The sequence below is a fragment of the Paenibacillus sp. 2KB_20 genome (genome assembly GCF_052115765.1).
In the GTDB taxonomy this organism is placed as follows: Bacteria; Bacillota; Bacilli; order Paenibacillales; family Paenibacillaceae; genus Paenibacillus_AQ.
The window spans coordinates 514,632-536,685 of sequence record NZ_JBFRHH010000004.1 but is presented as its reverse complement, the minus strand read 5'-3'; the positions used below and the strand labels follow the sequence as shown (position 1 = coordinate 536,685).

Genomic DNA, 22,054 nt, shown 5'->3' with positions numbered 1-22,054 from the left:
CGGATTCTATATATTCATGCGAAACTAAATAGCCAGTCGCCGATAGAATATCACCGACTGGCTATTTAAAACTAAACTGGAATCACTTCATAGGCTAACTTCATGATGACATCTTTATGCTGTGGGTATTTAGCAAAGAGCTCGTCCTGTGTAAATAACTCAAAGTCCCGAAACTCAAAACCAGGTGAAACCATGCACCCTACTAATGAGAAGGTATCTTGATCCTTAACAGATGAACCAAAGATACAATTTTTTGGGACTAACACTTGCGGGACTTCTCCTTTATCCAAGTTTATTCCTAATTTAAACTCCTTATATTCTCCATTCTCATCAATAACATGTACTGTTAATGGACCTCCAGCGTGATAATACCATAGTTCATCGGATTTCAAACGATGGAAATGGGAGAGGTCATTTGAGCCTAATAAAAAGTAGATGCTTGTATAAAGCAGTCTTGTTCCCTCAAAGGAAGCGGACAATTTTTGATCTGAAGTTTTTTCCTCAGATTCAAACGTTCTTTTGTAATATCCGCCCTCTGGATGGGGTTCAAGCCCAAGCTTGGATATATAATACTCTGCATCATGTTTACTCATACATGTATACCTCCGGTTATGTGTGTACTATGCTGCAATGAAATTACTAAGCAGTAACCAGCCATGAAGTTGTACCGTAAGTGATGGTTAACTCCTTTATCATTGATTTTAAGCATAATCTCATTATTACTTATGATTCATCAATATTTCAATTAATAAAAGCAACCCATCCTTGGGTGAGAATGAAGGCGACACGGGGAAAAAGGCGTTGGCGCAGCGAGGAGGGCTTATGTGCATGCTGCATTCGCACAAGCAGGCAGTCCGCCCCTAGCGTACAATGAACCATAACCAGTGAGCGAGGTGAACTTCCATGGAACAATCCAAAGAGGTGCTCGCACGGGTCAAGCGGCTGCAGGGTCAGCCGGTATGTATCACCCTGCACAGCGGAAAGACCTACGTTGGCTACATTACCGACGCCAACAGCAGTGGCTTGACGCTGGCCAGCACCGGAGCTCAGCCGCGGAAGCAAGGCTCCCGGCCTAAGCAGCGCAGAGCGGGCTCCCATGCTTCGGGCAGCCGTTCCGGGAGCCGGCGAAGCGGCGCGCGCAAGCCTTCCGTCCGTTCCCGCTCCCGCAAGCCCGACGTCCAGGTATCGGCCTTTCTGCCGATGATAGGCTCGCTGTTCGGGGGATTAGGCGGCATCGGCGGGCTTGGCGGCGCTGCTGCGGGATCGCTCGGCGGTGCGTTGGGCGGCGGCATACGCCTGTTCGGCATGATTCAAAGATTTGTCCCGGTCGTGAGGATGGGATACGGCATGATCAAGTCCATACGCCCGTTTCTCGGCGCCGTTCAAGGCTTGATGAAGCCACCCGGAGCTGCTGCGGCAGAAGGCGAATCACCGTAACCGAAGTAGAAAGGAACAGCCCTTTTGGAAGGCCCAAGGGGGCTATTCGTGATCGGCGGCGAGCTGCTCTTAACGCCCTTATTTTTCAGCCGATCCTTTCCTTATCCAGCCGCTGAGCACGCCTCATTATTTCTTGCTCCACATCGTTACATTAAGGTGAAAGAAGGCCCCAACCAGTTTAGGTTGGGGTCTTCTTAATCTTATTATTATACGAGGTATTAGCGCTAACCTGCTCACGATATTTTGTCGGGGTCATACCAGTTGCCCGCTTGAACATACTGCAAAATTGTGCATCGTTGACAAACCCAGAGTCTAGGGCAATTTCAGAGATCAGTGCTTTCCGATTTTTTAGAAGACATGTTTTTGCATATTCTATTCTATTGATCGGCTCGTCACTGATGGAATTTTTTTCGATTAACGAGCTGCAGCAAACGCTGGAACACCGATACTGCATATATAATCGCGGCATTGCCGGCTACGTGACGGCGGAATTGATAGCGTCGCTGGAGACATGCATTTTCGAACTGGAGCCTTCTCAAATTTTTATCAACATCGGTACCAACGATATCAGCGCGCCTGATTATATATTGGAAAACTTACTGGCAAACTATGACGAAATTTTGACTCGAATTGCCGAAAGGCTACCGGATTGCAAGGTGTACGTCATGGCGTATTATCCCGTAAATGCCAAGGCTGAATTTCCTTTCGTGCCCAGAGCTTCGATGGATGAGGTGTTCCAGAATCGGACGAATGAGGCCATCCGGAAAGCCAACCAAGCGGTTGAGCAGCTTGCGGTGAAGCACGGATATACATTTATTGACGTAAATGAAGGACTGACGGATAGCGAGGGTAACTTAAAAAAGGAATACGCCATCGACGGGATCCATATGTTTGCTAACGGATATGCCGTCATTTTAAACAACCTGCTGAAATACCTTTAAACCGCTTAAAAACGACTGATCGCAACAAATACAGTTAACGCGAAGAAGACAATGTTCACGCCGATTTCTCTATATTCTTTACGTGAAACATGGTATAGGGCGCCGAAAAGAACGACTGCGGCAAGTCCGGTTGCAGCAATTGGCGTCAATACAGGTGCAATATTCAACGCTTGGGGCAGAATGATTCCAAGTGCCCCGAACAATTCTGCTAGCCCGATAAAGACGACGAACTCTTTTGAAACGTCTTTTACCCAAACCCAAGACTCTTTGGCTTTTTCATACTGAAATGCCTTCAACCACCCTGAGTAGACAAAACCTAGTGCTGCAAGCCCTTGAATGATCCATATTGCGATATTCATGAATGGTGCCAACCTCCTGACTACTTTATCAACATCCTCTAAAGGTATAATAGACATTGGTATTCGATTTAAGGAAGTAGGCACTTTATCTAAACATAGTAAACAAAAAGTTACCTAACCAGGCAAAGGGAAATGGGGAAGTTCAATGAAAGAGTATTGTAAATTTGAATCAGCCTTGGATATCTTAGTGGGAAAATGGAAATCAGTCATTCTGCTTCAGCTTATTTCGAACGGCACAATGAGATTCAGCGAGCTTCAAAAAGCAATACCAGATATAAACAAAAAGATGCTTACTCAACAATTAAGAGAACTTGAGTATAACGATATCGTTCATCGTGAGGTTTATAACCAAATCCCTCCGAAAGTAGAATACTCGATTTCGGATTACGGCAAAGGTTTAAGTACGGTGTTACAGGCATTGAATGATTGGGGTGCGGCCCATATTGAGCACATGAATGCGCTATACGGAGTAGATCGTTCAGGGAATGAATCTGGGACCTTATCATAAGTGACGGCGAAAAATAATGTTGTGGAAAGTTGGAGAGTGTTGCAGAGGGATGTGGAGCCGTTCAAGGTCATTTCCAAAATTCAGGTGAAAAGTAGGTAGACTCTGGACAAACGATCTCTATAATGAAAATAAGAGACGTACATTGAGATGTCCGAGCATCTTTCCAAGATGAACGTAGATGATGGAATTATTGAAGCTATGGAGGAAGCAGGGAATAAGCCTTAGTAAGTAACAATTCAGGGAGGCCAACCTGTGGGGAGAAATTTGGCAAATTTGAATATCAAGTCGAAAAACTTCGAAAGCCGGAACAAGCCGTAGATAAGCTGTCGGAACTCATAAGCATGTCTTTATGGAGTGATTCGGAGTGGATCCCACACGAGGATGATCTCAGAAATCGATTTGAGAAATTTGAATTTCATTTTGAAATCACAAGAACTGTATAGGTATGGCTCCCCGCTTTAGATGGAAATTATAAAGAGTGGTAGCGAACCAGGAATGGCAGAGGACGCCTGGGATAATATGAAGCGAGGGGAAAAGGTGCTTTGAAAGCGAATCGGATGGAAGCATTCAGCGATGGCGTGTTGGCCATTATTATTACGATCATGGTGCTGGAATTCAAAGTGCCGGAAGGCCATGACTGGCATGCGCTAGTTGAACTTGGACCAAAAATTATTAGTTATATTTTCAGTTTCGTATATGTCGGTATCTACTGGAACAATCATCATCATCTGCTGCATATGGTTCGAACGATGAATGGACGGTTGATGTGGCTCAACTTGCTGCTCTTATTCTGGCTATCCCTTGTGCCGTTCACGACAGCTTGGATGGGGGAAAGCTATTTTGCACCCACTCCAACGGCGCTGTACGGGATTATTTTATTGCTAGCGGCGTTCTCGTACTGGCTGCTTCAGCGCATGATTATGAACCAGCATTCCGGCGATTCCTCATTCATCGGAGCGATAGGAAAAGATTGGAAGGGAAAACTATCTCCTTTACTCTACTTGACTGCGGCCTTGACCGCTTATGTGAGTGTTTGGATATCCGGCTTCTTTTTCGTACTTGTTGCCGTAATTTGGTTCATGCCGGATAAGCGAATCGAGCACGCCTTGAGAAGCCACTAACAACTATGGTTTGCTTAGGGTGATCGTTGTGAGTGATTTGATGAAGATGGTAGGGGAAGGCATTCGGCACTTCCGAAAACTACGTGGATTAAGCCAGGAGGAACTTGCAAGTAAGGCTGAGGTGCACGAAACGTATATTGGTAAGCTGGAGCGTTCCGAAAAAGTATGTTCCGTTGTGGTATTGGATAAAATTACGAATGCGCTCAACCTTTCGATGGTGGAGTTTTTTAATTATATCCAGCCTGTGAGCGGAGAGGCCAGCGAGTCTACACTCGCAGAAATTGTGAACAGGCTCCGAAGCAGAAGTGAAAATGAGCAGAAGAGGATACTGAAAGTCATTGACGCTATGTTGGACGATCCGTTGAGTTGAGCAGGAGAATCACTAGACAGCCGAAATTTGGATTACGGCTTGAGAGACGAGCTTTTGTTATTAAACAAACTCAGCATTAAATTGAAAATAAACGGTTATGAGTGAGGAAGGAGCTGCCGCGGCATGCTCCTTTCTTTTTTTTCAATCCAGTCGTTTCGCTTAACAAATTCCTAACCTGTACAGTTTTTGTACAGAATGGAATGATACAATTCGCGAGGGGGTGAGAACCCTCGGGTGCAGATGCCTTTTGGTATAAGGGTGTTACTCCTGGGTGAACGGAGGTTGGGCGGCTTGGAATGGCGAAGCGGACGTAAAGTCTTGTGGATAGGCCTCAGTATATTGTTAAGCGCAGCTTTGGGGATCGGGGGATGTTTGATCCAAGCTAAGGGGGATATTTCAACAAAACGTTTTATTACGATGAATATGACCAACCCGAATGGCACACTGGCTACCTATTTGCAGGAAGCCCCGTCAATCCATCCTGAATTGGCAGCAGGACGAGAGGCACTCTCCGAGTCCCTCGGCTTTTGGATGCAGGCGGCGCTGGAAAGTCGTGACCTTGTCGCATTTGAGAAGAGTTATGACCTATTAACCCGTTATTTTATAGCGGATGGCCATTATATTGTGTGGAAACTAAATCCCGAGGGAGGGGCGGACGTTAGCACGAACGCGCTTGGCGACGATTTGCGGATTATCGGGGCTCTGCTCGAGGGTGCCCGGATATGGAAGGGCCACTCCGAATGGAAGACGACGGCCAGGGATCTCGCGGAAACCTTGTTAAGCCGGTCACAGAAAAACGGGTATCTGGTGGATTTCTTCGATTTCTCCAGTCAGGAATTGCCTGACACGCTAAGTCTTGCCTATGTGGATCTCCCGGCATTAAAAGGACTCCTGCAAGAAGGACTACTGGATATGGAAACATACAATCGATATTATGCCCTTCTGCAGGAAATGCCGGATGACGGCGTGTTCTACCCCAAGTCCTTCAATGTGGTGACCGGGGAATATACATATGATGCAAATGCGAATTTAATTGATCAGCTGTTAGTCGCTTTGCATGCCGGGGAAACGGAAAGGGGCCAAGAGCCGCTGCTTACATTCCTGAAGCAAGAGTTTAAGCGGACGGGGAAAGTAGCCGGACAGTATCGACGCGCTGATCGAACGGCTGTGGTGAATTACGAGTCTTCTTCGGTGTATGGGCTTGCAATTATGTATGCTATTCAAAGGGATGACAGGCCACCTGCAGCAAAGCTGTACAAACGCATGCAGACTCTCAAGGGAAAAGATGCTCGTTATCCCGGAGGATATGTATTCGGAAAAAATACGCATATTTTTGATAACTTGCTTCCTTTATTAGGGGAATATGCTTTTGATCGAGGTGGACATGGAAAATAAAAGATTGATCCAGCGCATGGTCTGGGGGTACGTACTGCTGATCGGTATAGCGGTCCTGCAGGAGTTGTTGGTCTATATTAATGTTTTTAGAGACACATCATTTACGCTGCTTGAACTGGGACTCAGCATCGGATGCCTTGCGGCTCTGCTGCTCGGTTTCTTGGTCCCCCCCGGGGTCTCGGTTGTTTGTATTTTTGTTTATATCGTTGCTTATTTTGTATGGCTTACGACGTATGCCGAGGTCGATGTGCTGTCCATCTCCTGGCTCTGGCTGCTGCCAGCCAATGTGGCCGTGGCCACATTTATCAAAGCCGGGCTGATTCGCAACAAGCGGCTGATGGAGCGGCTTGAGGAGCTACAGCGAAAGAATCCGGAAGTGGATTTGGCTACCTCGCTAGGCAATAAAGAAGCCTTTAAGGAAACGCTGGTCAAGCAGTCGAATCTGGCCAATCGTTATGCGGATGCGTATACCTTTTGCCTGGCCATGTTTAAAATTGAATTTCTGCCGATGGTGCGGGAATCCCTTGGTTCCCAAGGCTATGCTCGGCTGCTCGCTTCCTTATCGGAAGGGATACGGAATCATATTCGGTACGAGGATTACAAGTTCGGCCTTGACGAGGGGCGTTTTATCTTGCTGCTCCCCATGACGAACCAGGAGTATTTAAAGGCATTGACGGACCGGATCAAGCACGCGCTGATGGACATGCCGTTTCAGGACCGGAAAGGCGGGGAGCTGAAGCTGGTGATCCGTGCAGGAGCGTTGGTGTTTGCTAAGGAGCAGTTCAGTAAATATGAAGATGCGGATGCGGTCATTGCCGCGCTCGAACGCAATACGGAGACCGATTTGATCGGAGAATATATATAAACCATTGCCAATTTATTTAGTTAGCGGCAGAAGGAGGAAGAGATGTCTTATACGGAATGGTTTGTCCCGCTATGCAAAATCGTCAGCCTGATGTTTACCCTTGCGGCGCTGGGTCTGTTCATTGCAACGATGGCCCTTCGAGTTCGTGTACAGCGAAAATACGACCGGAGGAAGATCCGTGGCTGACTTATTATTAATATTTTGTATTATTAGCATTTGGGCTGCCGTGTTCGAGTCGATCCTGATTATGGGGGGAGCGGTTCGTTTTATTTTCAGGCAGAGCCGCAGGGAATGGAACATTCCCGATGTGGATGAGATGGAGCTTTTCCCAAAGGTAACCGTCATGGTGCCGGCGCACAATGAAGAATTGGTTATCGCGGCAACGGCGGAAAATATTTTACGGCTGAATTACCCGAAGGATATGGTGCAGCTCATTGTCATTGCGGATAACTGCAGTGATGATACGGCCGGAAAATTGAAGGCTTTGAAGAGCGAGGAAGCGTATCGCGACCGGGATTTTATGATTTTTGAACGTACAGGAACGGGTGGCAAATCGGGTGCGCTTAATGATGCGCTGGAGTATGCCAAGAACGAGTGGATTTGTATTTTTGATGCGGATGCGGCACCGGAGCGGAACTCATTGTACTTTTTGATTGAAAAAGCGATGGAAGACCCTGAAACCTATGGAGCGGTATTTGGACGGAACAAGGCCAGAAACCGCGGGCAGAATTTCCTCTCCAAATGCATTAATCTCGAACTGGTCACCGCGCAGCGAATCTATCATACCGGATTGTGGGAGCTGTTCAAGCTGGGGACGATTCCAGGGACGAATTTTATTGTAAAAACGGATCTGATGCGCGAGATCGGCGGCTGGGATACGGAGGCCATTACAGAGGATACGGCCATCTCGTTCGAGATTATGACCAGGGGGCAACTGATCGCCCTGGCTCCCCAGGCGGAAGCTTATCAGCAGGAACCGGAGCAGCTCAGCGTGTACTTGAAGCAGCGGGAACGATGGGCCAAAGGGAATTTTTCTGTGGTGATTGAGAACATCCATCATTTGTTCAATCGGTCAAGCTGGCGGATTAAGCTGCAAGTGCTGTACTACGCGGCGAGTTATTTCTGGTTTCTGCTTTCCATTATCGTGTCGGATATCATCATCGTTGTCAACTTGGCCTACTGGGTGATTGCCCTGTTCAATCCGGATGTGGTGTCACCGTTCCAGTTTGCCGATGATGTATACGTCTATCTGATGGTTGCCTGGGGATTGATGTATTACCTATTTGTGCTGCAGATCAATCTGGCGCTGGCAACCGATGTCGGACAGAGCACGATCCAAAACTTTATTCTGTCCTGCCTATCGTATTTCACGTATGCCCAGCTGTTTCTGCTGATTTCCCTGCGCGCGCTCTATTCTTTCGTCGTAGACAAAATGACGGGGCGAAAAGCCAAGTGGTACAAAACGCAGCGATTTGGATAAGAGAATTATTCGAGTGGGGTAGAGCATCGACGAAGGTACCGTGGGATCGAGTCAGTGCTATTGGACGTCCTAATCCTCACTTCCCTTTATTGATTTGTCCAGTCAGCTAATAAATCCATTGCTTTCAATCGGAGAAGCCATGTTTGTTCCATAATGTCTAACATTTTACGGCTTCTCGGGCGATTAGGGAATCGAGTGGCGTGCCAAGCTTCCTGAGGCAATCCATATAAGGAAGAAATCAATTTGCGCTCGATCCTGTCTAAAGGATAGATTTCTTCATACCCTTTTAACAACGATAGATTGAAATCTGGATTATATTGAGTCGTATTCATAAGGGACTTTGCTACATCAACATAGAGGGAGCCAACCTTCATGTGGTCCCAATCGATGATGAAAAGCTGGCCCTCATCAGAAATAATGACATTAGGCGAAGTAATATCGTTGTGTATCAACGCGGTACGGGCCCGTTCCTTCTCCAAGAGGTCTACAATCTCCGGACTCCTTAAGTCGGTCCAGGCCCGCTCCGAAAGTCGGTTACAGGATTTTCCGTATTGTTTGTACCATTTGCGGTTCGGTTCATTCGTTTGTATTGCTTTTGCCATTCGCCTGCGAAAGAGGCGGTCTTGGCTTTGCCATAGTTGGATTTGTTTAAAAGTGAAAGGCCCTTTAGCGTGAGGGAAATGACTGGATATTTGATGCAGGGTGGCAAGGGCCCGGCCAAGTTCTTCAAAATCTTCTTGTTTTTCTAATTTCCTTCCTTTTATCCATGGGGACATATAAAAGGGCCTTCCTTGGTTTAAAGTCCATAACGTTCCGGAATTGCTCGTTAGCCATTTAGGCATATAGCTAAAGCCGCTATTTATCAAGAGTTGCATATAGTCTGCAGTTGTTTTTATTTGCTGAATTGTATTCGAGCGGAGGAGCAAACTTCGAAAAAAAGGCTTTAGAGCATAGGTTCCACTTTCCGTTTGTACCTGGATGACAGCGTTTTTTCGGTAAAGGGACCCAATCGAGTCTGAACTCAACGAGATCAGGCCAAAGCGGCGGGTAATTTTGCGGATTTGGGTTTTAGTATAGGAATTTACCATGGGCAACCTCGATTCATTCAAGATGGGAGAAAGAAGAATATCGAGAGTAGATCTATTCGCTAGGTTATTCATTGAGGGGGAAGTGTGTATGGTCTAACGCCATGAAGGCAATTAAAAACTTGCCGATACAGACAGCGCGGTGAACCTTACCATAAGTAAAGCAAGTTTTGATATAATGGGCCGGAGGAGGGGAAGGAACATGCACACGATGGAAAGCTTAATGAAGCAATTAGAGCAGCTGGGTATTGACAGCAAAGGGACGTTGTTGGTCCATTCTTCGATGAAGAGTATGGGACCGGTCGAGGGTGGTGCGGACACAGTTCTGGATGCGTTGACAGCCTATATGAAAGATGGGCTGCTGGTGTTACCCACTCATACGTGGTCTTACATCAATGCAGATAATCCGAAATTTTACGTAGATCAGTCATCTTCCTGTGTCGGGATATTGCCTGAACTTTTTCGCAAACGGCCTGGTGTGGTGCGTTCGCTGCACCCTACTCATTCGGTGGCGGCATTAGGCCAGGATTCTATAGCGTTTACAAATGACGATCATCGTTTCGATACGCCATGCGCTAGAGGTTCTGCCTGGGGGAAGCTGCTCGACCGAAGGGCGACCATCTTGTTAGTTGGGGTCGATTTAAAGCGCAACACCTTTATTCATGGAGTCGAAGAGTGGGTGGACATACCGGGCAGGTTAACGGATGACCACGAGATGCTGTACACGGTGTTACCGGACGGAACAGAAATTCCTGTACCTTCCCGCAGACATTGCGGGTTGTCGTGGTCAGAGCATTTTTGGAAAGTCGATGAGGTGCTTGAAGGCCAAGGTGCCATGCATAAAGGGCGACTTGGCGATGCCGTTGTAAGGGTCTGTGATGCCGCTAAGGTGGCGAACATCATAACTGAAATGCTTAAGGACAATTCGGATTTGTTCTCGGATAATCTTCCCTTGTATCATTCAGTCAACCACGATTGATCGAAAAGACCGCAGGGATTGGGTGAGAATGGGTAAAGTGTAGGGTATAAGCATTTCATACATAAGTGCAAAAGGCGAAATGGGCTGGTAACTGCTAGCTCCTTTCGCTTTTTTTTCGCTGATAGGCCCGTCCTCCTGACTCCATACATCACACAGGCAAGTTGTAGACCAACGATCAACGACACGCAGTTAGGTCAAGGCATTACGGGCAAGATGAAATGGGGATTTTCTTAAATATTTGCCAAAAAAAGATGTAAAAGTATTAATTGGTAAAAAAAGGGTGATTTATTCAGCGCCCTCCCCATATTTATGATGTTAAGAAGGGGGGATCAAGGAAAACGAGGAAATCAAGAAACCAGACGACTGGCTCATATTTGTTCCTTGGAGGGGATTTTAATGATGAGGAAGTATGCAATTTCGATTTTAGTCGCCATTTTTTTAGTGGCAGGCCTCTTTACAGGGGTATCGTTTGGAAGCTCCGCTCAGGGTCACTCGACGGATTATATTGAAGGTCAACTCGTCGTGTCGATTGCGGAACCGCCCGATGTAAATTCGATTCAAAGCGCAGATCATACATTGATGAAATCGGGTTCCCTTACGAAGAGCGGTTTTACTATTGCCGATTCACTGTTCGGACAGGATATGGGCACCTTCTCGGTGCAGCAGCTAGATACCGATGTCAGGGCTGCGGCGATAGAACAAATGGGATTGGTATATTTGGTCGAGTACTCTGTAAATGACTACAAGTCCATCGATTCCGCCAAAGAAGCATTGCAGACAACGTTGGATGACCTCGGTCTCGAAGTTCGGTATATCTCTGAAAATCGCAAAGTGTACGCGCTTGAAACCGCAGCTCTGGAAGAAGTTTCAGTTCAAGCGATTCACAACAATCAGCGTTGGCATTATGACATGATTAGGGTTCAGCAAGCCTGGGGGATTACGACCGGATCTAGCTCAGTTCGAATTGGCGTGCTTGACACGGGAATTGACAGCAACCATGCGAGCTTGAGTAATCTGGTGAACACCAGCCTGGGTCGGAGCTTTGTAGGCAGTACCACAATCGATCGTCATGGGCACGGCACGCATGTTGCGGGAACGATCGCCAGCTATGGATCGGTGTCAGGCGTCATGCAGAACGCGACTTTGGTTCCGGTTAAAGTGCTTAGCGACAGCGGCTCAGGTTCGATGTATGGCATTCAACAAGGTATTCTTCACGCCGCGAATATTAGAGCTGATGTCATCAACATGTCGCTGGGCGGCGGCGGCTATGATCGCGGGATGGATGAGGCGATCCAAACAGCGGTTGGCCTTGGCACAATCGTAGTGGCAGCTACCGGTAATGATGGACTTCCAAGCATCTCTTATCCGGCAGCTTACAGCGGCTCAATTGCGGTGGGCTCCGTTACATCAAGCAGAACGCGTTCGAGCTTCTCGAATTATGGAACGGGTCTTGATGTGATGGCTCCGGGATCGAACATATACAGCACATATCCAAACGGTCAATATACAACCATGTCCGGCACCTCGATGGCAACCCCTCATGTGGCAGGCGTACTAGGATTAATGAGATCGGTCAATCCGAGTCTTACTCCTGCTGCGGCCAGAGATATTCTCAGGAATACGGCGCAGCCTGCCGGAAGCACGAATCAGTATGGGTATGGCATTGTTGATGCCCACGCTGCTGTGCTAGCGGCAGGTGGTGGTGGCGGTGGTAGCGATACGCAAGCCCCGAGCGCACCTAGCAATGTAACGACCACAGGTAAAACTGGCACAAGCGTATCGCTTAGCTGGGGTGCTTCTACTGACAATGTAGGCGTAACAGCTTATGAAGTATACCAAGGAAGCTCGTTAGCGGTCACCGTCACGAATACTTCGGCAACGATCACCGGCTTGACACCCAATACAACCTATACGTTCACAGTTAAAGCGACAGACGCCGCAGGTAATCGGTCTGCAGCAAGCAATGCTGTAACGGTAACTACGGATTCCGATTCGTCACAGCCGTCGGCTTGGGCCCCGGGTGTATCATATAAGATCGGGGACGAAGTGACTTACGGCGGGGCAGCATATCAGTGCCTTCAAGCACATACCTCGATGGTGGGCTGGGAGCCAACGAACGTACCGGCATTATGGTTGAAGAAATAATATAGTTTAATATCGATCCGAGTAAATGTTCAGAAGCGCCTTCGCAGATCGGTCTGCAAGGCGCTTTTATTTATTCGGTGGAGATGTAGTTATATTTGAATTCGATTAATGGGAAGATTGATGTTAAGAATAAACCAGCCATCCTGCAACGCTGCATTCATTTTCTCAACCAACTTTTTGGAGAGATATAACGTCCCATTCTGAAATTCTTCCCCACTATAGAAACTGATAAAAGCACTGATGATTGCCCGTACCGGGGGATGGGGGCACCATTACTGGACCATCCTTCGGTGAAAGGAATAATGAGATGGATGGTAGTCTTAAAAAACAATACGGCTTTGACGTATCATACGCGACGGCAAGTTTTTACTTGGGGTGGGCATAATGGAACCATTGCATGCGACAGAAAGGAAGGAATGGTATGTCTACGGAAACGAATCATCCCTGCGTCATCTTGCCAGAAGAGCGAGCGCCCGAAGATATGCAGCATTGTGAACGCTGCGAATTGTGCAAACAGCGGAATCGTGTCATCTGGGGGGAAGGTAATCCGCAAGGCTCGCTGATGATGATCCTGGATAATCCGGGAGCCCGGGAGGACAGGGAAGGAAACGAGTTCCTGTGCGGGACCAGGGAAACCCTCCAACTCGGCATGAGGGAAGCGGGCATCGATATCCACTCAGTTTACGTCACCTATTTGCTGAAGCGACGGCCAATCCGCGCTTACGATAAGCCTGCAACCCGAGCGGCATGTCTTCCGCATTTGCAGGCGCAGCTCCTTCAGAAGCAGCCGCTCGTACTATTTGGCTTTGGCAATGTCGTAGTCGAAGGATTATTCCCCTAGAAGGAGAAAGCCACCGTCAAGGAGCTGCGGGGGAGTTGGCATGAATTCCAGGGCACACCGATGGGCTTTACCTATCATCCACTGGCGGTAAGAAGAAGGCCCAATTTGCTAAGGTTCTTTATCGAGGATTTGAAGGGTTTGAGGGCGAAGTGGGAGGAAAGAGCAGCGAGGGGAACATAAAGAGGAGCGAACGCACCCGCCGTTCACTCCTAATGCCGCAGCTTATCTCATCAAGGTCTCCATAAAGTGTTCCTGAAACCGCTTGGCGTCGACGCCGATGCAGACGTTAACGTTCGGCTGGTCGGTACAACGCGGACGCAGATCGGCAATGGTTCTGCCATAGGAGTGGATGCCTTCCAGATCCACCTGGAGCACCATCGGCTGAACCTCGACCAGGCTCGGGTCGATCGCGACGGCTACTGCAAGCGGATCATGCAGGGCGCAGCCTGTCCGGTCGCCATAGGCTTCCCGGTAGCCTCCGATATAGTAGGTAGTTACATCGGCCAAGAAGCTGGTTAGATCCGAATCCAGGTCTCTCCAGCGCTGAATATCCTTTAGACTGAGCTCGGTCTGCATAGTCACATCCAGTCCGACCAGCGTAATCGGAGCTCCGGATTGGAAGACGAGTTGGGCCGCTTCCGGATCGGAGCATACATTCGCTTCCGCATGCATTCGGCGGTTGCCCGACACGCCCACGGCTCCGCCCATCACGATAATCTGACGGACCAGTGACGATATCTCCGGCGCCTGCAGAATGGCCGCAGCCAGATTGGTCAACGGGCCGACGCAGATCAGTGTTACCTGCTTCGGATATCGCCGGATCTGATCCACCATAAAGGCAGCGGCCGACGTTGAGACCGGCTTAGCTGCCGGATCGGGGAATGCCAAGTTGCCGAGTCCATTCTCGCCATGAAACTGGACGGGATACGACTTCATCGAGGGATGGAACAAGGGGGCGGCTTCCCCCATGGCGACAGGAATCCCGGTTGCACCAAGCCGTTCCAATACATGGAGCGTATTTCGTGTCGCATCCTCCACCGGTACGTTTCCGAAACAGGTCGTTATCCCTAGAATATCAAGAGCCGAGGATCGGACAGCGTAGGCAATCGCCAAAGCGTCGTCAACGCCCGTATCCACATCCAATACGATTCGATGCATCAATCATGTTCCTCCTTTCTCTGACGGTTATGACAGCACCGTTCGGATATAATGCTGCAAGAATGCCTCTTCACGGACCTGTATGCAGACAGAGGCATTGGTCCGTGACTGTGGACGTCTGAAGTCGACCAGCGTTGCGCCGGAAGATATTTGTCCTTTTGTCTCAATATATACGTAATAATCCTCCGTCTCCACAAGGGAAGCATCCTCAACGAAAGCCAGTGCCAGCGGATCATGCATCAGCCGGTATCTGCCCTCGTTCAAACGGTCGCTTGCCTCAAAGCTGAAGGTGAATATATGCTGCATGAAAGCTTTTAACTCTGCCTGTTCATCCGTGAAGCCGCTCATAAGCTGTTGATAATGAGCCTCGCCGAACTTGGCCTTTCCGGTCACGTCCAGGCCCACCATCGTAATCGGAATCCCGGACTCGAACACCCGGTGCGCCGCTTCGGGATCGCCGTGAATGTTGGCTTCAGATACAGGCGTTATATTGCCCGGCACCTTGATGGCGCCTCCCATCAGCACCAGCTTGGCTTTCTGCGCGATCGACGGGTCCTTGGCGAGTGCCACCGCCAAATTGGTCAGCCTGCCGGTGAAGACCAGCGTAATGTCATGCGCCTGTTCCCGCACCTTCCGCACGATGAAATCGGATGCCCTCTCGTTCACCGGCGATTGCCGCGCTTCCGGCAGTTCATATCCGGCCAGGCCGTTTGCTCCATGAATGGCGGTTACGTTCTCCCGGCGAGGGCGAAACAAAGGGGCATCCGCTCCCATGGCAACGGGAATTTCGTACCGGGGCTGCGCCAATTCCAGCACCTGGAGCGTATTCTTCGTCGCCTGCTTTACGTCCACATTGCCGAATACCGTTGTAATGCCTTCTATATGCAGCTTATTGGACTTTACGGCAAAGATGAGCGCCAGGGCATCATCCACGCCGGTATCCACATCCAAGAGGATGTGTTTAACCTGCTCCTGCTCCATATCGTTGTCACCCCCTTATTCCCTCATTTATGCTTGGCAAGCTCGTCCGTAAGCTCCGGTATCGCCAGAATGTTATGGCCGATATCCAGGGAGTGGCTGAGCCTGCTGATATGCGGCTGCTTCAGCATCGCCTGCTCCAGCACATCCAGATTCCAGAAGATGGCCCGCTTGTCGTCATCCGCAATAACCCGACGGTTCGCCATGACGATGACCCGCTGGAAGTTGTTCACGACAAACTCCATATCATGCGTGATGGTGATGATGGTTTTTCCTTCCTGGTTTAAAGCCTCGATCAGATGGGCGAGCCGGGCCATGGCTGGAAGATCCTGACCTGCCGTCGGCTCATCCAGGATGATGACGCTGGAATCCATCGCAATGACGGAAGCAATCGTTACGAATTTACGCATGGAATAGGGTAAATTGTACGGATTGTCCTTAAGAAACGGAACGACGCCTGCCAGCTCCGCCGCTTTCATGACGTTAGCCTTGACCTGTTCCTCCGGAAGGCCCAGCTTGCGGGGGCCGAATTCAATCTCGCTGTACACATCGTTATGAAAGATCTGGTCATCCGGGTTTTGGAACACGTAGCCGACCTTCCGCGATATTTGCGCGGTGGTATAATCCTGCGTATTCCAGCCGTCGATGACGACATCCCCCTCGGAAGGCTTGAGCAGCCCGTTCATCATCTTGACGGTGGTCGTTTTACCTGCCCCGTTCTGGCCGACAATAGCAACGGATTCCCCCTTTTGAAAGGACATGTTGACGCCGTCCACCGCTTTGTAGCCGTTCGGATAGGCATAGGAAACATTCGTCAAAGTCAGAAAGCTCATGCGTTAACCCCCTTCTTCATCCATGTCTGCACGGCCTCGAGGGCTTCTTTTTCCGTTAAGGGGATGCTACCGAGTTCCATCCCCCGTTTGCGCATGTCCAGGCCGAACAGCGAATATTGGGGGAGCGCGGCTCCGAATGCCAGGGCACGCTCATCGGTAAGAATCTCCTGCGAGCTGCCTTGCATAGCTACTTCACCCTCGCTCAGCAGGATGACATCGTCGGCATATTCAGCAATCAGCTCAATTTTATGTTCGACGAGTATGATGGTTTTCCCCTTTTTCTTCATCAGCTCGATAATCTTGAACACTTCTTCCGTTCCCTTCGGATCAAGCTGCGAGGTCGGCTCGTCAATGACCAGCACATCCGGCTCCATGACGATGATGGAGGCGAGCGCAACCCGCTGCTTCTGGCCGCCGGAGAGCTCGAACGGGTTTTTGTCCCGCAAATAATCGATCTCCAGCATGTTGATGACCTGACCCACCTTCTCCCGGATAAGTGCGGGCTCCATGCCCAGATTTTCAAGGCCAAATGCAATCTCTTCAAACACGTTATCCTTCACGCCGCTGATCTGTGTAAAAGGATTCTGGAACACATAGCCGATTTTTTGGGAGAGCTCGCCCATTTCCCATTCGCGGATATCCTTGCCTTCAATCAGCACCTCGCCGCGCAGATCTCCCTTATAAAAGTGGGGGATAAACCCGCGAATGACGTTGCACAGGGTCGTTTTTCCGCCTCCGTTGGCCCCAATCAACGCATACAGCTTGCCTCTTTCGATCGTCACATTCACGTTCTTTAGTGCATCGGACTCGCTGATCGGATATTGGTAGGATAGATTCTTGATCGTAATGATACTCATAGCGCAACTCTCCAGACGATTAAGATAGCAAGCAGTACGACCAGCAGAATTCGAACCAGCCGGTCATGCTTTGTTTTCTCCAGTTTGTAGATGCTGCTTTTTTTGACATTGGCCGAGAAGGCTCTCGACTCCAGCGTCAGTACCCGTTCTTCCGTGCTAGCCACGGATCCGAGAATGAGCGGACTTAGGGTCGGCAGGAAGGCCTTCATGCGGACAAGCAGCTTGCCTTCGGTTTCAACGCCTCGTGTTTTTTGGGCATCCATGATGACGTGAGTCAGTTTTTTCATCTCCGGAATGAGCTGCAAGGTGGACAAGATGACATAGGTTACTTTGGACGGCAGGCCGATCTGTTCCAGGGAATGGACCAAATCCTTGACCTTGGTGATGCGGAAGAACAGAATGAAGGCTGATGCCACCGCCACGATTTTGGATGTTAGGAACAGGGCGAACTCAAGTCCTTCCCGCTTGATGGAGAAGATGCTCCAGCTCCACAGAATATCGTTGCCGGGATAGAAGAAGCTCTGCAGGATAAAGATGAACACAACAATCATCAGCAGAGCCTTGATCGCCAGATTGGAGAACTCCTTAAAGCTGCCGGCGAAGTAGGCCAGCACCATGCAAATCGGTAGAACGGCGTAGCTGAACCCGTAGCCGGGCACGATAAATGCGGCCAAACATAAAGCGATGGTAATCATAAACTTGGTTGTTGGATAGAGACGGCTCAACAAGGACCGTTCGTTATTCACAAGAACCCCTCCTTTATGAAAGCGTATCCATTGTGGACTACACGTCATTTCTTTTTGATAAAAGCTGCACCGTAATTGAGCTTGGACAAGTATCTTGGGGACATCTTCATCACGATGACAAAGGCAATGACGTTGCTGATGATTTTGTCGACGCTTTCCACCAGGATTTTGGTTGAGAATACCGCTGTCCAGATCTGCTGACCGGAGGCCAGGAATGTAGCAACCACGGCATCCGAAGAGTTGCCGGTCGCTCCGCCAAACATCAACACCTGGATCGGAGAGGCCACGATAAGAACGGTCAGTACGACAGCGAATGAAGACAAGATCACTTTCCACAGCTTCGTATACATGCCTCTCATGGAGAGCAGGCCGACCACCAGACCGACGGCCATTTGTACAGGCGTAAATGCGAACGAGACCGGGTTCGTTATGCCGACAACAAGATTGGTGCTGGCCCCCGTAATCATACCGACCCAAGGACCGGCGATCATGGCCGTCAGAATCGTCCCGATGGTGTTCAGGTAAATCGGCAGCTTGAGCAGCAGTATGATTTGTGCACCGACAAAGTTGATTGCGATCCCGATCGGGATCAACAAAATGGCCAACAACGAAAAATCATATTTAAATCCGCGTTTGATTCCCATTGATTTTTCCCCCTAGAGCATAGTTTGTAATACAAGCAATCCTACGGAAGACTATTCGTCTGCTAAGATGGTATGGAGCGCGACCTCGACCATGTCGTGGAAGGACTGCTCGCTGTCTTGATGAGACGAGCGTTCATTGGTCAGCAGATGACTACCTACCGTCAATATGGACAGGGCCCTGACGCCGTATTTAGCAGCCAGCGTGTATAGAGCAGCACTCTCCATCTCGACCGCGAGCACACCGAAGTCCATGAATTTATGAAGACGGTCCAAAGTTTCCCTATAAAATTCATCGGAATTATAAATATTGCCGACAAAGACATTTACCTGTTTCTCCTGAGTCAGTTGATGGGCTTTGCTTAACATGCCGTAATCGGCGGTTGGCGCGTAATTGCAGCCATGAAATATTTTTTCCATCAGATTGCTGTCCGAGGATACGGCTTGGGCCAGTACGATGTCGCGGACCTGAAGCTCTTTTTGCATGGCGCCGCAAGTACCGATGCGGATCAGCTTTTTGACTCCGTAATCCTGAATCAGCTCCGTCGCATATATGCTCATGGTCGGGTTGCCCATTCCCGTACCTTGGACAGAAACGGGAACTCCTTTATAAAGGCCGGTGTACCCGTACATGCCTCTCACTTCGTTGTAACAATATACCTCCTCCAAAAAGTGCTCTGCCACAAACTTTGCCCGTAGCGGATCGCCGGGCAGCAGCACGCGTTCTGCGATATCTCCCTGTTGTGCTCCCAAATGTATGCTCATCTTGCTCCTCCTGCTTACTGGCCTCCCTCTTAAGAAAGCGCTTTATTCTTGATCTGTCTTCATCATAGTCAGAATCGAAGGGATAACCAAGACCAGAATATTACGGAGCTTAACGGAAAAATGCAACCATGAGTCTCATGGTTGCATTAATTCCTTGCGGATATTTTCTAAATCCCGTTTGGTCGGTATCGTTGAAATAATGACCACGGGCACCGTATGCAGCTCGACGGGAAACGTGCTGATCACGAAATCGATGCCGTGCTTCTGAATCATTTCATCGGTAAGCCCCTCCATAATGGAGGTGTTGATGATCAGCTCGTCACCGATTTCATTCTTGATGAGCTTGGCGACGTAATGGCGGATGGAGAATTCCTCGCCAATCAGCAAGAAAGCCTTTTTGCTGTTATAGCGCAGGCTGGAGCTGATCAACAGCGTCAGCTTCGTCAGATGGTAGTCGTTATACTGAATACCCGGGTAGCGCTGGCTCCATTCCTGCATGCAGCTCTTAACGATCTGGTACATGGGGCGGCAATCCCTTTGGACATATTCCGTCAGGCCGCTTGCCGAGATGGCGATCAGATCGGGAAGCGCATTTTCCAGCCGGAGCTTCTCAAAGAAATCTCCGATTTCCCAGATAAACCGGTCGTTCATATCAATGGCAGGGAACGCGGCAAGCGCCAGCATGAGAAAATGATTGATAACTTGATATTTTTCCTCCCCGATTTGCACGAGATTCGCTTTTTCCCTCGAAATCATCGCGCTGACTTTCGCTTCATCATAATAATTGTATTGGCCCAAGCTGAACATGGCCTGCAGAAACCGGATTTCGTCCAGCGGTAAGTGAATGGCGTACCGCTGCTCCAGCGCTCTGGCCAATGCGGCAACAGAGGAGTGAAGCATACGGTTCTCCCAGTCATATGGCCCGCTCCGAACATCCGCATATTTGCCCTGCAGCACTCGGGTAATCATGATCGCCGCCAGAAACGACAAGCTCCGCTTGGCGTTGAGGAAATACACGATGTCATTCTCCGACTCGATCGCCGTAATGTATTCATGGATCTGGGCTTGGTCTATGTCGGCAAATGGCCAGCCTGAGAATTCATAGGCATCGTAAAACGATTTCCAGTAGAAATAACGAATACTGATTTCACTGCCTTTGACCTCTGGCATGGAATACGCAATGCGCAAATGGTATCGCTTCAATTCATGGTTGTTCAGCCGGATGATCAGCTTTTTCAGCGAGGAAGAGCTCATATACAACTTGTCGGCCAGCTCATCCAGCGAGTAGCGCCCTCCCTCGGCAAAAAGCACATCGAGCAGCTGGTAGAAGGTTCTCTGCCTGTACATGGAAGAGATGACCTCGCCAATCGCGACATTTCGTTTATCGTAATGGAGAATGACACCCTTCCCCCGCGAGATTTCAAAATGAATCGAAGGAGGAAGCTCCTGCTTGGCTTCATCGATAATTTTACGGATCGTTTTGTCCGATACGCCAAGCTGCTCTTCAATCTCGGCAAGGGTGAACCAGCGATATTCGGAATCGAGCAGGGTCAACAGCTTGTGTGTCAGTATGAATTCCTTTTCCATGCGTCTGTTCTCTCCCTTGCTGAACGAGTCGGTTAGATGTCAATCCTCTCACCCGTTGATATACCTAAGTATGGGACGTAATGTACGTATTTATAAACAGCCGCGTCAAACGTTCAGAAGGCTTCCCGTTTTACGCGGCATATAGTCCATGTGCTTTTTCTATTTTGAGGATAGCTATGACTCTCAGGACAAGTATCTTATAAGTAATCGTAATGGGATTTGGGGTTATAATCAATCGGTATATCGGAAATTGAACGGCATGATGGTGTAAAGCGCTTGATGACCGAATGATTAGTCAGGCAAAAATATTCACAAAATGTTCACTTATGAAGAAGATCCTAAATCGCTAAAATAACACGGTGAACCATTTATATGAAGGGGTGATGATAGGGAATGGCAAACCAGAAATACGTAGAGACAAGACTGCCTAGAAACGGAAAAGAGGGTATATTATTTTTATTGATCATATCGATTATTTCAGTAAACACGATCGCGCCGATTATTATGGGATTGGAACGCGGCTTTAGTAAAGAAGTTTACATGGATGGTCTAAAAGTGATTCCTATTATGTGGGTCATCGTCGTGTTATGCGTAAAGCTAATTGCAGGCCCGATCGTTGGTAAGGTGATGCTAAAATTTGTGGGACAGACCGATGGATTTAATGCAAGAGTACTATTAAATATCGTACTAAATGTAACGATATTATCTCTATTGCTCTCAATTATTGGCCCTATGGTTGGTACGAAACACATAAGTCTGGATCCGTTTAAAAATTTCCTCCATACCTGGCCTCGAAACTTTGGTGTAGCGTTCTGGATTGAAATGTTGGTCGCACAGCCTATAGCAAGATACGCCATGAAAATCTTACATTCAAGACAGGCGAGTAAAGCAGCGAGTGTTCAGTCGTAATATTGAAGCGACATGCAAAAAATATTAAGACCATTGATTCAGCTAAAGGAGAAT

24 protein-coding genes and 1 pseudogene are annotated in these 22,054 nt (G+C 48.8%); 13 read left to right on the top strand and 12 right to left on the bottom strand.

Going from position 1 to position 22,054, the window contains the following annotated elements:
- Positions 1–71: 71 nt before the first annotated feature.
- Positions 72–593, bottom strand: a complete 522-nt coding sequence (locus AB4124_RS14610) for a cupin domain-containing protein (protein WP_441973289.1) — start codon at positions 591–593, stop codon at positions 72–74.
- A 310-nt stretch (positions 594–903) separates the two neighbouring features.
- Between AB4124_RS14610 and AB4124_RS14605 the strand changes: the two genes are divergently transcribed.
- A complete protein-coding gene (locus AB4124_RS14605; protein WP_441973288.1) occupies positions 904–1,437 on the top strand; it encodes a hypothetical protein in 534 nt (177 codons plus the stop codon).
- Positions 1,438–1,615: 178 nt separating this feature from the next.
- Here the strand turns inward: AB4124_RS14605 and AB4124_RS14600 are convergent, their stop codons facing one another.
- Positions 1,616–1,891, bottom strand: a complete 276-nt coding sequence (locus AB4124_RS14600; protein ID WP_441973287.1) for a helix-turn-helix domain-containing protein — start codon at positions 1,889–1,891, stop codon at positions 1,616–1,618.
- Between AB4124_RS14600 and AB4124_RS14595 the strand changes: the two genes are divergently transcribed.
- On the top strand, positions 1,836–2,378 hold the full coding sequence (locus tag AB4124_RS14595) for a GDSL-type esterase/lipase family protein (protein ID WP_441973286.1): 543 nt from the start codon (positions 1,836–1,838) through the stop codon (positions 2,376–2,378). The two genes, AB4124_RS14600 and AB4124_RS14595, sit on opposite strands and share 56 nt — an antisense overlap.
- 5 nt (positions 2,379–2,383) lie before the next feature.
- On the opposite strand, the gene AB4124_RS14590 is transcribed toward AB4124_RS14595, so the two are convergent.
- Positions 2,384–2,737: a DoxX family protein gene (locus AB4124_RS14590; RefSeq protein ID WP_076323659.1), complete on the bottom strand. Its 354-nt coding sequence runs from the start codon at positions 2,735–2,737 to the stop codon at positions 2,384–2,386.
- 145 nt (positions 2,738–2,882) lie between these two features.
- Here AB4124_RS14590 and AB4124_RS14585 point away from each other — a divergent pair, with 145 nt between their 5' ends.
- The 7 genes from AB4124_RS14585 to AB4124_RS14555 all read left to right on the top strand — a co-directional run bounded on the left by AB4124_RS14585 (position 2,883) and on the right by AB4124_RS14555 (position 8,476).
- Positions 2,883–3,245 carry a winged helix-turn-helix transcriptional regulator gene (locus tag AB4124_RS14585; RefSeq protein ID WP_076323660.1) on the top strand — a complete coding sequence of 121 codons (363 nt, stop codon included), beginning with the start codon at positions 2,883–2,885 and terminating at the stop codon, positions 3,243–3,245.
- A 542-nt stretch (positions 3,246–3,787) separates the two neighbouring features.
- Positions 3,788–4,366, top strand: coding sequence for a TMEM175 family protein (locus tag AB4124_RS14580; protein WP_430108743.1), 579 nt, complete (start codon positions 3,788–3,790; stop codon positions 4,364–4,366).
- A gap of 28 nt (positions 4,367–4,394) precedes the next feature.
- Positions 4,395–4,736: a helix-turn-helix domain-containing protein gene (locus AB4124_RS14575; RefSeq protein ID WP_430184532.1), complete on the top strand. Its 342-nt coding sequence runs from the start codon at positions 4,395–4,397 to the stop codon at positions 4,734–4,736.
- A gap of 291 nt (positions 4,737–5,027) precedes the next feature.
- Positions 5,028–6,131 carry a glycosyl hydrolase gene (locus AB4124_RS14570; protein WP_441973285.1) on the top strand — a complete coding sequence of 368 codons (1,104 nt, stop codon included), beginning with the start codon at positions 5,028–5,030 and terminating at the stop codon, positions 6,129–6,131.
- Complete coding sequence (locus AB4124_RS14565; protein WP_441973284.1) at positions 6,121–6,996, top strand: GGDEF domain-containing protein; 876 nt, start codon at positions 6,121–6,123, stop codon at positions 6,994–6,996. Before AB4124_RS14570 ends, AB4124_RS14565 begins: the two co-directional genes overlap by 11 nt.
- A gap of 42 nt (positions 6,997–7,038) precedes the next feature.
- A complete protein-coding gene (locus tag AB4124_RS14560) occupies positions 7,039–7,182 on the top strand; it encodes a hypothetical protein (RefSeq protein ID WP_179090659.1) in 144 nt (47 codons plus the stop codon).
- Positions 7,175–8,476, top strand: a complete 1,302-nt coding sequence (locus tag AB4124_RS14555) for a glycosyltransferase family 2 protein (protein WP_441973283.1) — start codon at positions 7,175–7,177, stop codon at positions 8,474–8,476. Before AB4124_RS14560 ends, AB4124_RS14555 begins: the two co-directional genes overlap by 8 nt.
- Before the next feature lie 86 nt (positions 8,477–8,562).
- Here the strand turns inward: AB4124_RS14555 and AB4124_RS14550 are convergent, their stop codons facing one another.
- On the bottom strand, positions 8,563–9,564 hold the full coding sequence (locus tag AB4124_RS14550; protein WP_441973282.1) for a phosphotransferase: 1,002 nt from the start codon (positions 9,562–9,564) through the stop codon (positions 8,563–8,565).
- Positions 9,565–9,763: 199 nt separating this feature from the next.
- On the opposite strand from AB4124_RS14550, the gene AB4124_RS14545 reads away from it, so the two are divergent.
- From AB4124_RS14545 to AB4124_RS14535, 3 genes and pseudogenes are all read left to right on the top strand, one after another.
- On the top strand, positions 9,764–10,540 hold the full coding sequence (locus tag AB4124_RS14545) for an AAC(3) family N-acetyltransferase (RefSeq protein WP_430108757.1): 777 nt from the start codon (positions 9,764–9,766) through the stop codon (positions 10,538–10,540).
- 396 nt (positions 10,541–10,936) lie between these two features.
- A complete protein-coding gene (locus AB4124_RS14540) occupies positions 10,937–12,685 on the top strand; it encodes a S8 family serine peptidase (protein ID WP_441973281.1) in 1,749 nt (582 codons plus the stop codon).
- Positions 12,686–13,106: 421 nt separating this feature from the next.
- A pseudogene (locus tag AB4124_RS14535) lies at positions 13,107–13,706 on the top strand (uracil-DNA glycosylase).
- Positions 13,707–13,748: 42 nt separating this feature from the next.
- Here the strand turns inward: AB4124_RS14535 and AB4124_RS14530 are convergent.
- The 8 genes from AB4124_RS14530 to AB4124_RS14495 all read right to left on the bottom strand — a co-directional run bounded on the left by AB4124_RS14530 (position 13,749) and on the right by AB4124_RS14495 (position 21,091).
- A complete protein-coding gene (locus tag AB4124_RS14530; protein WP_441973310.1) occupies positions 13,749–14,684 on the bottom strand; it encodes a nucleoside hydrolase in 936 nt (311 codons plus the stop codon).
- A gap of 27 nt (positions 14,685–14,711) precedes the next feature.
- Positions 14,712–15,665, bottom strand: a complete 954-nt coding sequence (locus tag AB4124_RS14525) for a nucleoside hydrolase (RefSeq protein WP_441973280.1) — start codon at positions 15,663–15,665, stop codon at positions 14,712–14,714.
- 23 nt (positions 15,666–15,688) lie between these two features.
- Entirely contained in the window at positions 15,689–16,495 is an 807-nt protein-coding gene (locus AB4124_RS14520) for an energy-coupling factor ABC transporter ATP-binding protein (RefSeq protein ID WP_441973279.1), read from the bottom strand.
- Positions 16,492–17,352 (bottom strand): energy-coupling factor ABC transporter ATP-binding protein, encoded by an 861-nt coding sequence (locus AB4124_RS14515; RefSeq protein ID WP_441973278.1) that lies wholly within the window; start codon positions 17,350–17,352, stop codon positions 16,492–16,494. Before AB4124_RS14515 ends, AB4124_RS14520 begins: the two co-directional genes overlap by 4 nt.
- Entirely contained in the window at positions 17,349–18,098 is a 750-nt protein-coding gene (locus tag AB4124_RS14510) for an energy-coupling factor transporter transmembrane component T (protein ID WP_076323673.1), read from the bottom strand. Before AB4124_RS14510 ends, AB4124_RS14515 begins: the two co-directional genes overlap by 4 nt.
- A gap of 44 nt (positions 18,099–18,142) precedes the next feature.
- A complete protein-coding gene (locus AB4124_RS14505; protein ID WP_015738050.1) occupies positions 18,143–18,742 on the bottom strand; it encodes an ECF transporter S component in 600 nt (199 codons plus the stop codon).
- A gap of 51 nt (positions 18,743–18,793) precedes the next feature.
- Positions 18,794–19,504, bottom strand: coding sequence for a purine-nucleoside phosphorylase (deoD, locus tag AB4124_RS14500; protein WP_441973277.1), 711 nt, complete (start codon positions 19,502–19,504; stop codon positions 18,794–18,796).
- Between the two features lie 135 nt (positions 19,505–19,639).
- Positions 19,640–21,091, bottom strand: a complete 1,452-nt coding sequence (locus tag AB4124_RS14495; RefSeq protein WP_441973276.1) for a helix-turn-helix domain-containing protein — start codon at positions 21,089–21,091, stop codon at positions 19,640–19,642.
- 393 nt (positions 21,092–21,484) lie between these two features.
- On the opposite strand from AB4124_RS14495, the gene AB4124_RS14490 reads away from it, so the two are divergent.
- Positions 21,485–22,000: a hypothetical protein gene (locus AB4124_RS14490; RefSeq protein WP_441973275.1), complete on the top strand. Its 516-nt coding sequence runs from the start codon at positions 21,485–21,487 to the stop codon at positions 21,998–22,000.
- Positions 22,001–22,054 lie beyond the last annotated feature (54 nt).

Bases quoted from the DNA above. Each gene is read 5' to 3' on its own strand.
- AB4124_RS14520 (WP_441973279.1), bottom strand. From the start codon at position 16,495: ATGAGCTTTCTGACTTTGACGAATGTTTCCTATGCCTATCCGAACGGC.
- deoD (WP_441973277.1), bottom strand. From the start codon at position 19,504: ATGAGCATACATTTGGGAGCACAACAGGGAGATATCGCAGAACGCGTG.
- AB4124_RS14550 (WP_441973282.1), bottom strand. From the start codon at position 9,564: ATGGTAAATTCCTATACTAAAACCCAAATCCGCAAAATTACCCGCCGC.
- AB4124_RS14515 (WP_441973278.1), bottom strand. From the start codon at position 17,352: ATGAGTATCATTACGATCAAGAATCTATCCTACCAATATCCGATCAGC.
- AB4124_RS14560 (WP_179090659.1), top strand. From the start codon at position 7,039: ATGTCTTATACGGAATGGTTTGTCCCGCTATGCAAAATCGTCAGCCTG.
- AB4124_RS14590 (WP_076323659.1), bottom strand. From the start codon at position 2,737: ATGAATATCGCAATATGGATCATTCAAGGGCTTGCAGCACTAGGTTTT.
- AB4124_RS14610 (WP_441973289.1), bottom strand. From the start codon at position 593: ATGAGTAAACATGATGCAGAGTATTATATATCCAAGCTTGGGCTTGAA.
- AB4124_RS14495 (WP_441973276.1), bottom strand. From the start codon at position 21,091: ATGGAAAAGGAATTCATACTGACACACAAGCTGTTGACCCTGCTCGAT.
- AB4124_RS14585 (WP_076323660.1), top strand. From the start codon at position 2,883: ATGAAAGAGTATTGTAAATTTGAATCAGCCTTGGATATCTTAGTGGGA.
- AB4124_RS14505 (WP_015738050.1), bottom strand. From the start codon at position 18,742: ATGGGAATCAAACGCGGATTTAAATATGATTTTTCGTTGTTGGCCATT.
- AB4124_RS14525 (WP_441973280.1), bottom strand. From the start codon at position 15,665: ATGGAGCAGGAGCAGGTTAAACACATCCTCTTGGATGTGGATACCGGC.
- AB4124_RS14595 (WP_441973286.1), top strand. From the start codon at position 1,836: ATGGAATTTTTTTCGATTAACGAGCTGCAGCAAACGCTGGAACACCGA.
- AB4124_RS14545 (WP_430108757.1), top strand. From the start codon at position 9,764: ATGCACACGATGGAAAGCTTAATGAAGCAATTAGAGCAGCTGGGTATT.
- AB4124_RS14490 (WP_441973275.1), top strand. From the start codon at position 21,485: ATGGCAAACCAGAAATACGTAGAGACAAGACTGCCTAGAAACGGAAAA.
- AB4124_RS14530 (WP_441973310.1), bottom strand. From the start codon at position 14,684: ATGCATCGAATCGTATTGGATGTGGATACGGGCGTTGACGACGCTTTG.
- AB4124_RS14540 (WP_441973281.1), top strand. From the start codon at position 10,937: ATGATGAGGAAGTATGCAATTTCGATTTTAGTCGCCATTTTTTTAGTG.
- AB4124_RS14605 (WP_441973288.1), top strand. From the start codon at position 904: ATGGAACAATCCAAAGAGGTGCTCGCACGGGTCAAGCGGCTGCAGGGT.
- AB4124_RS14600 (WP_441973287.1), bottom strand. From the start codon at position 1,891: ATGCAGTATCGGTGTTCCAGCGTTTGCTGCAGCTCGTTAATCGAAAAA.
- AB4124_RS14565 (WP_441973284.1), top strand. From the start codon at position 6,121: ATGGAAAATAAAAGATTGATCCAGCGCATGGTCTGGGGGTACGTACTG.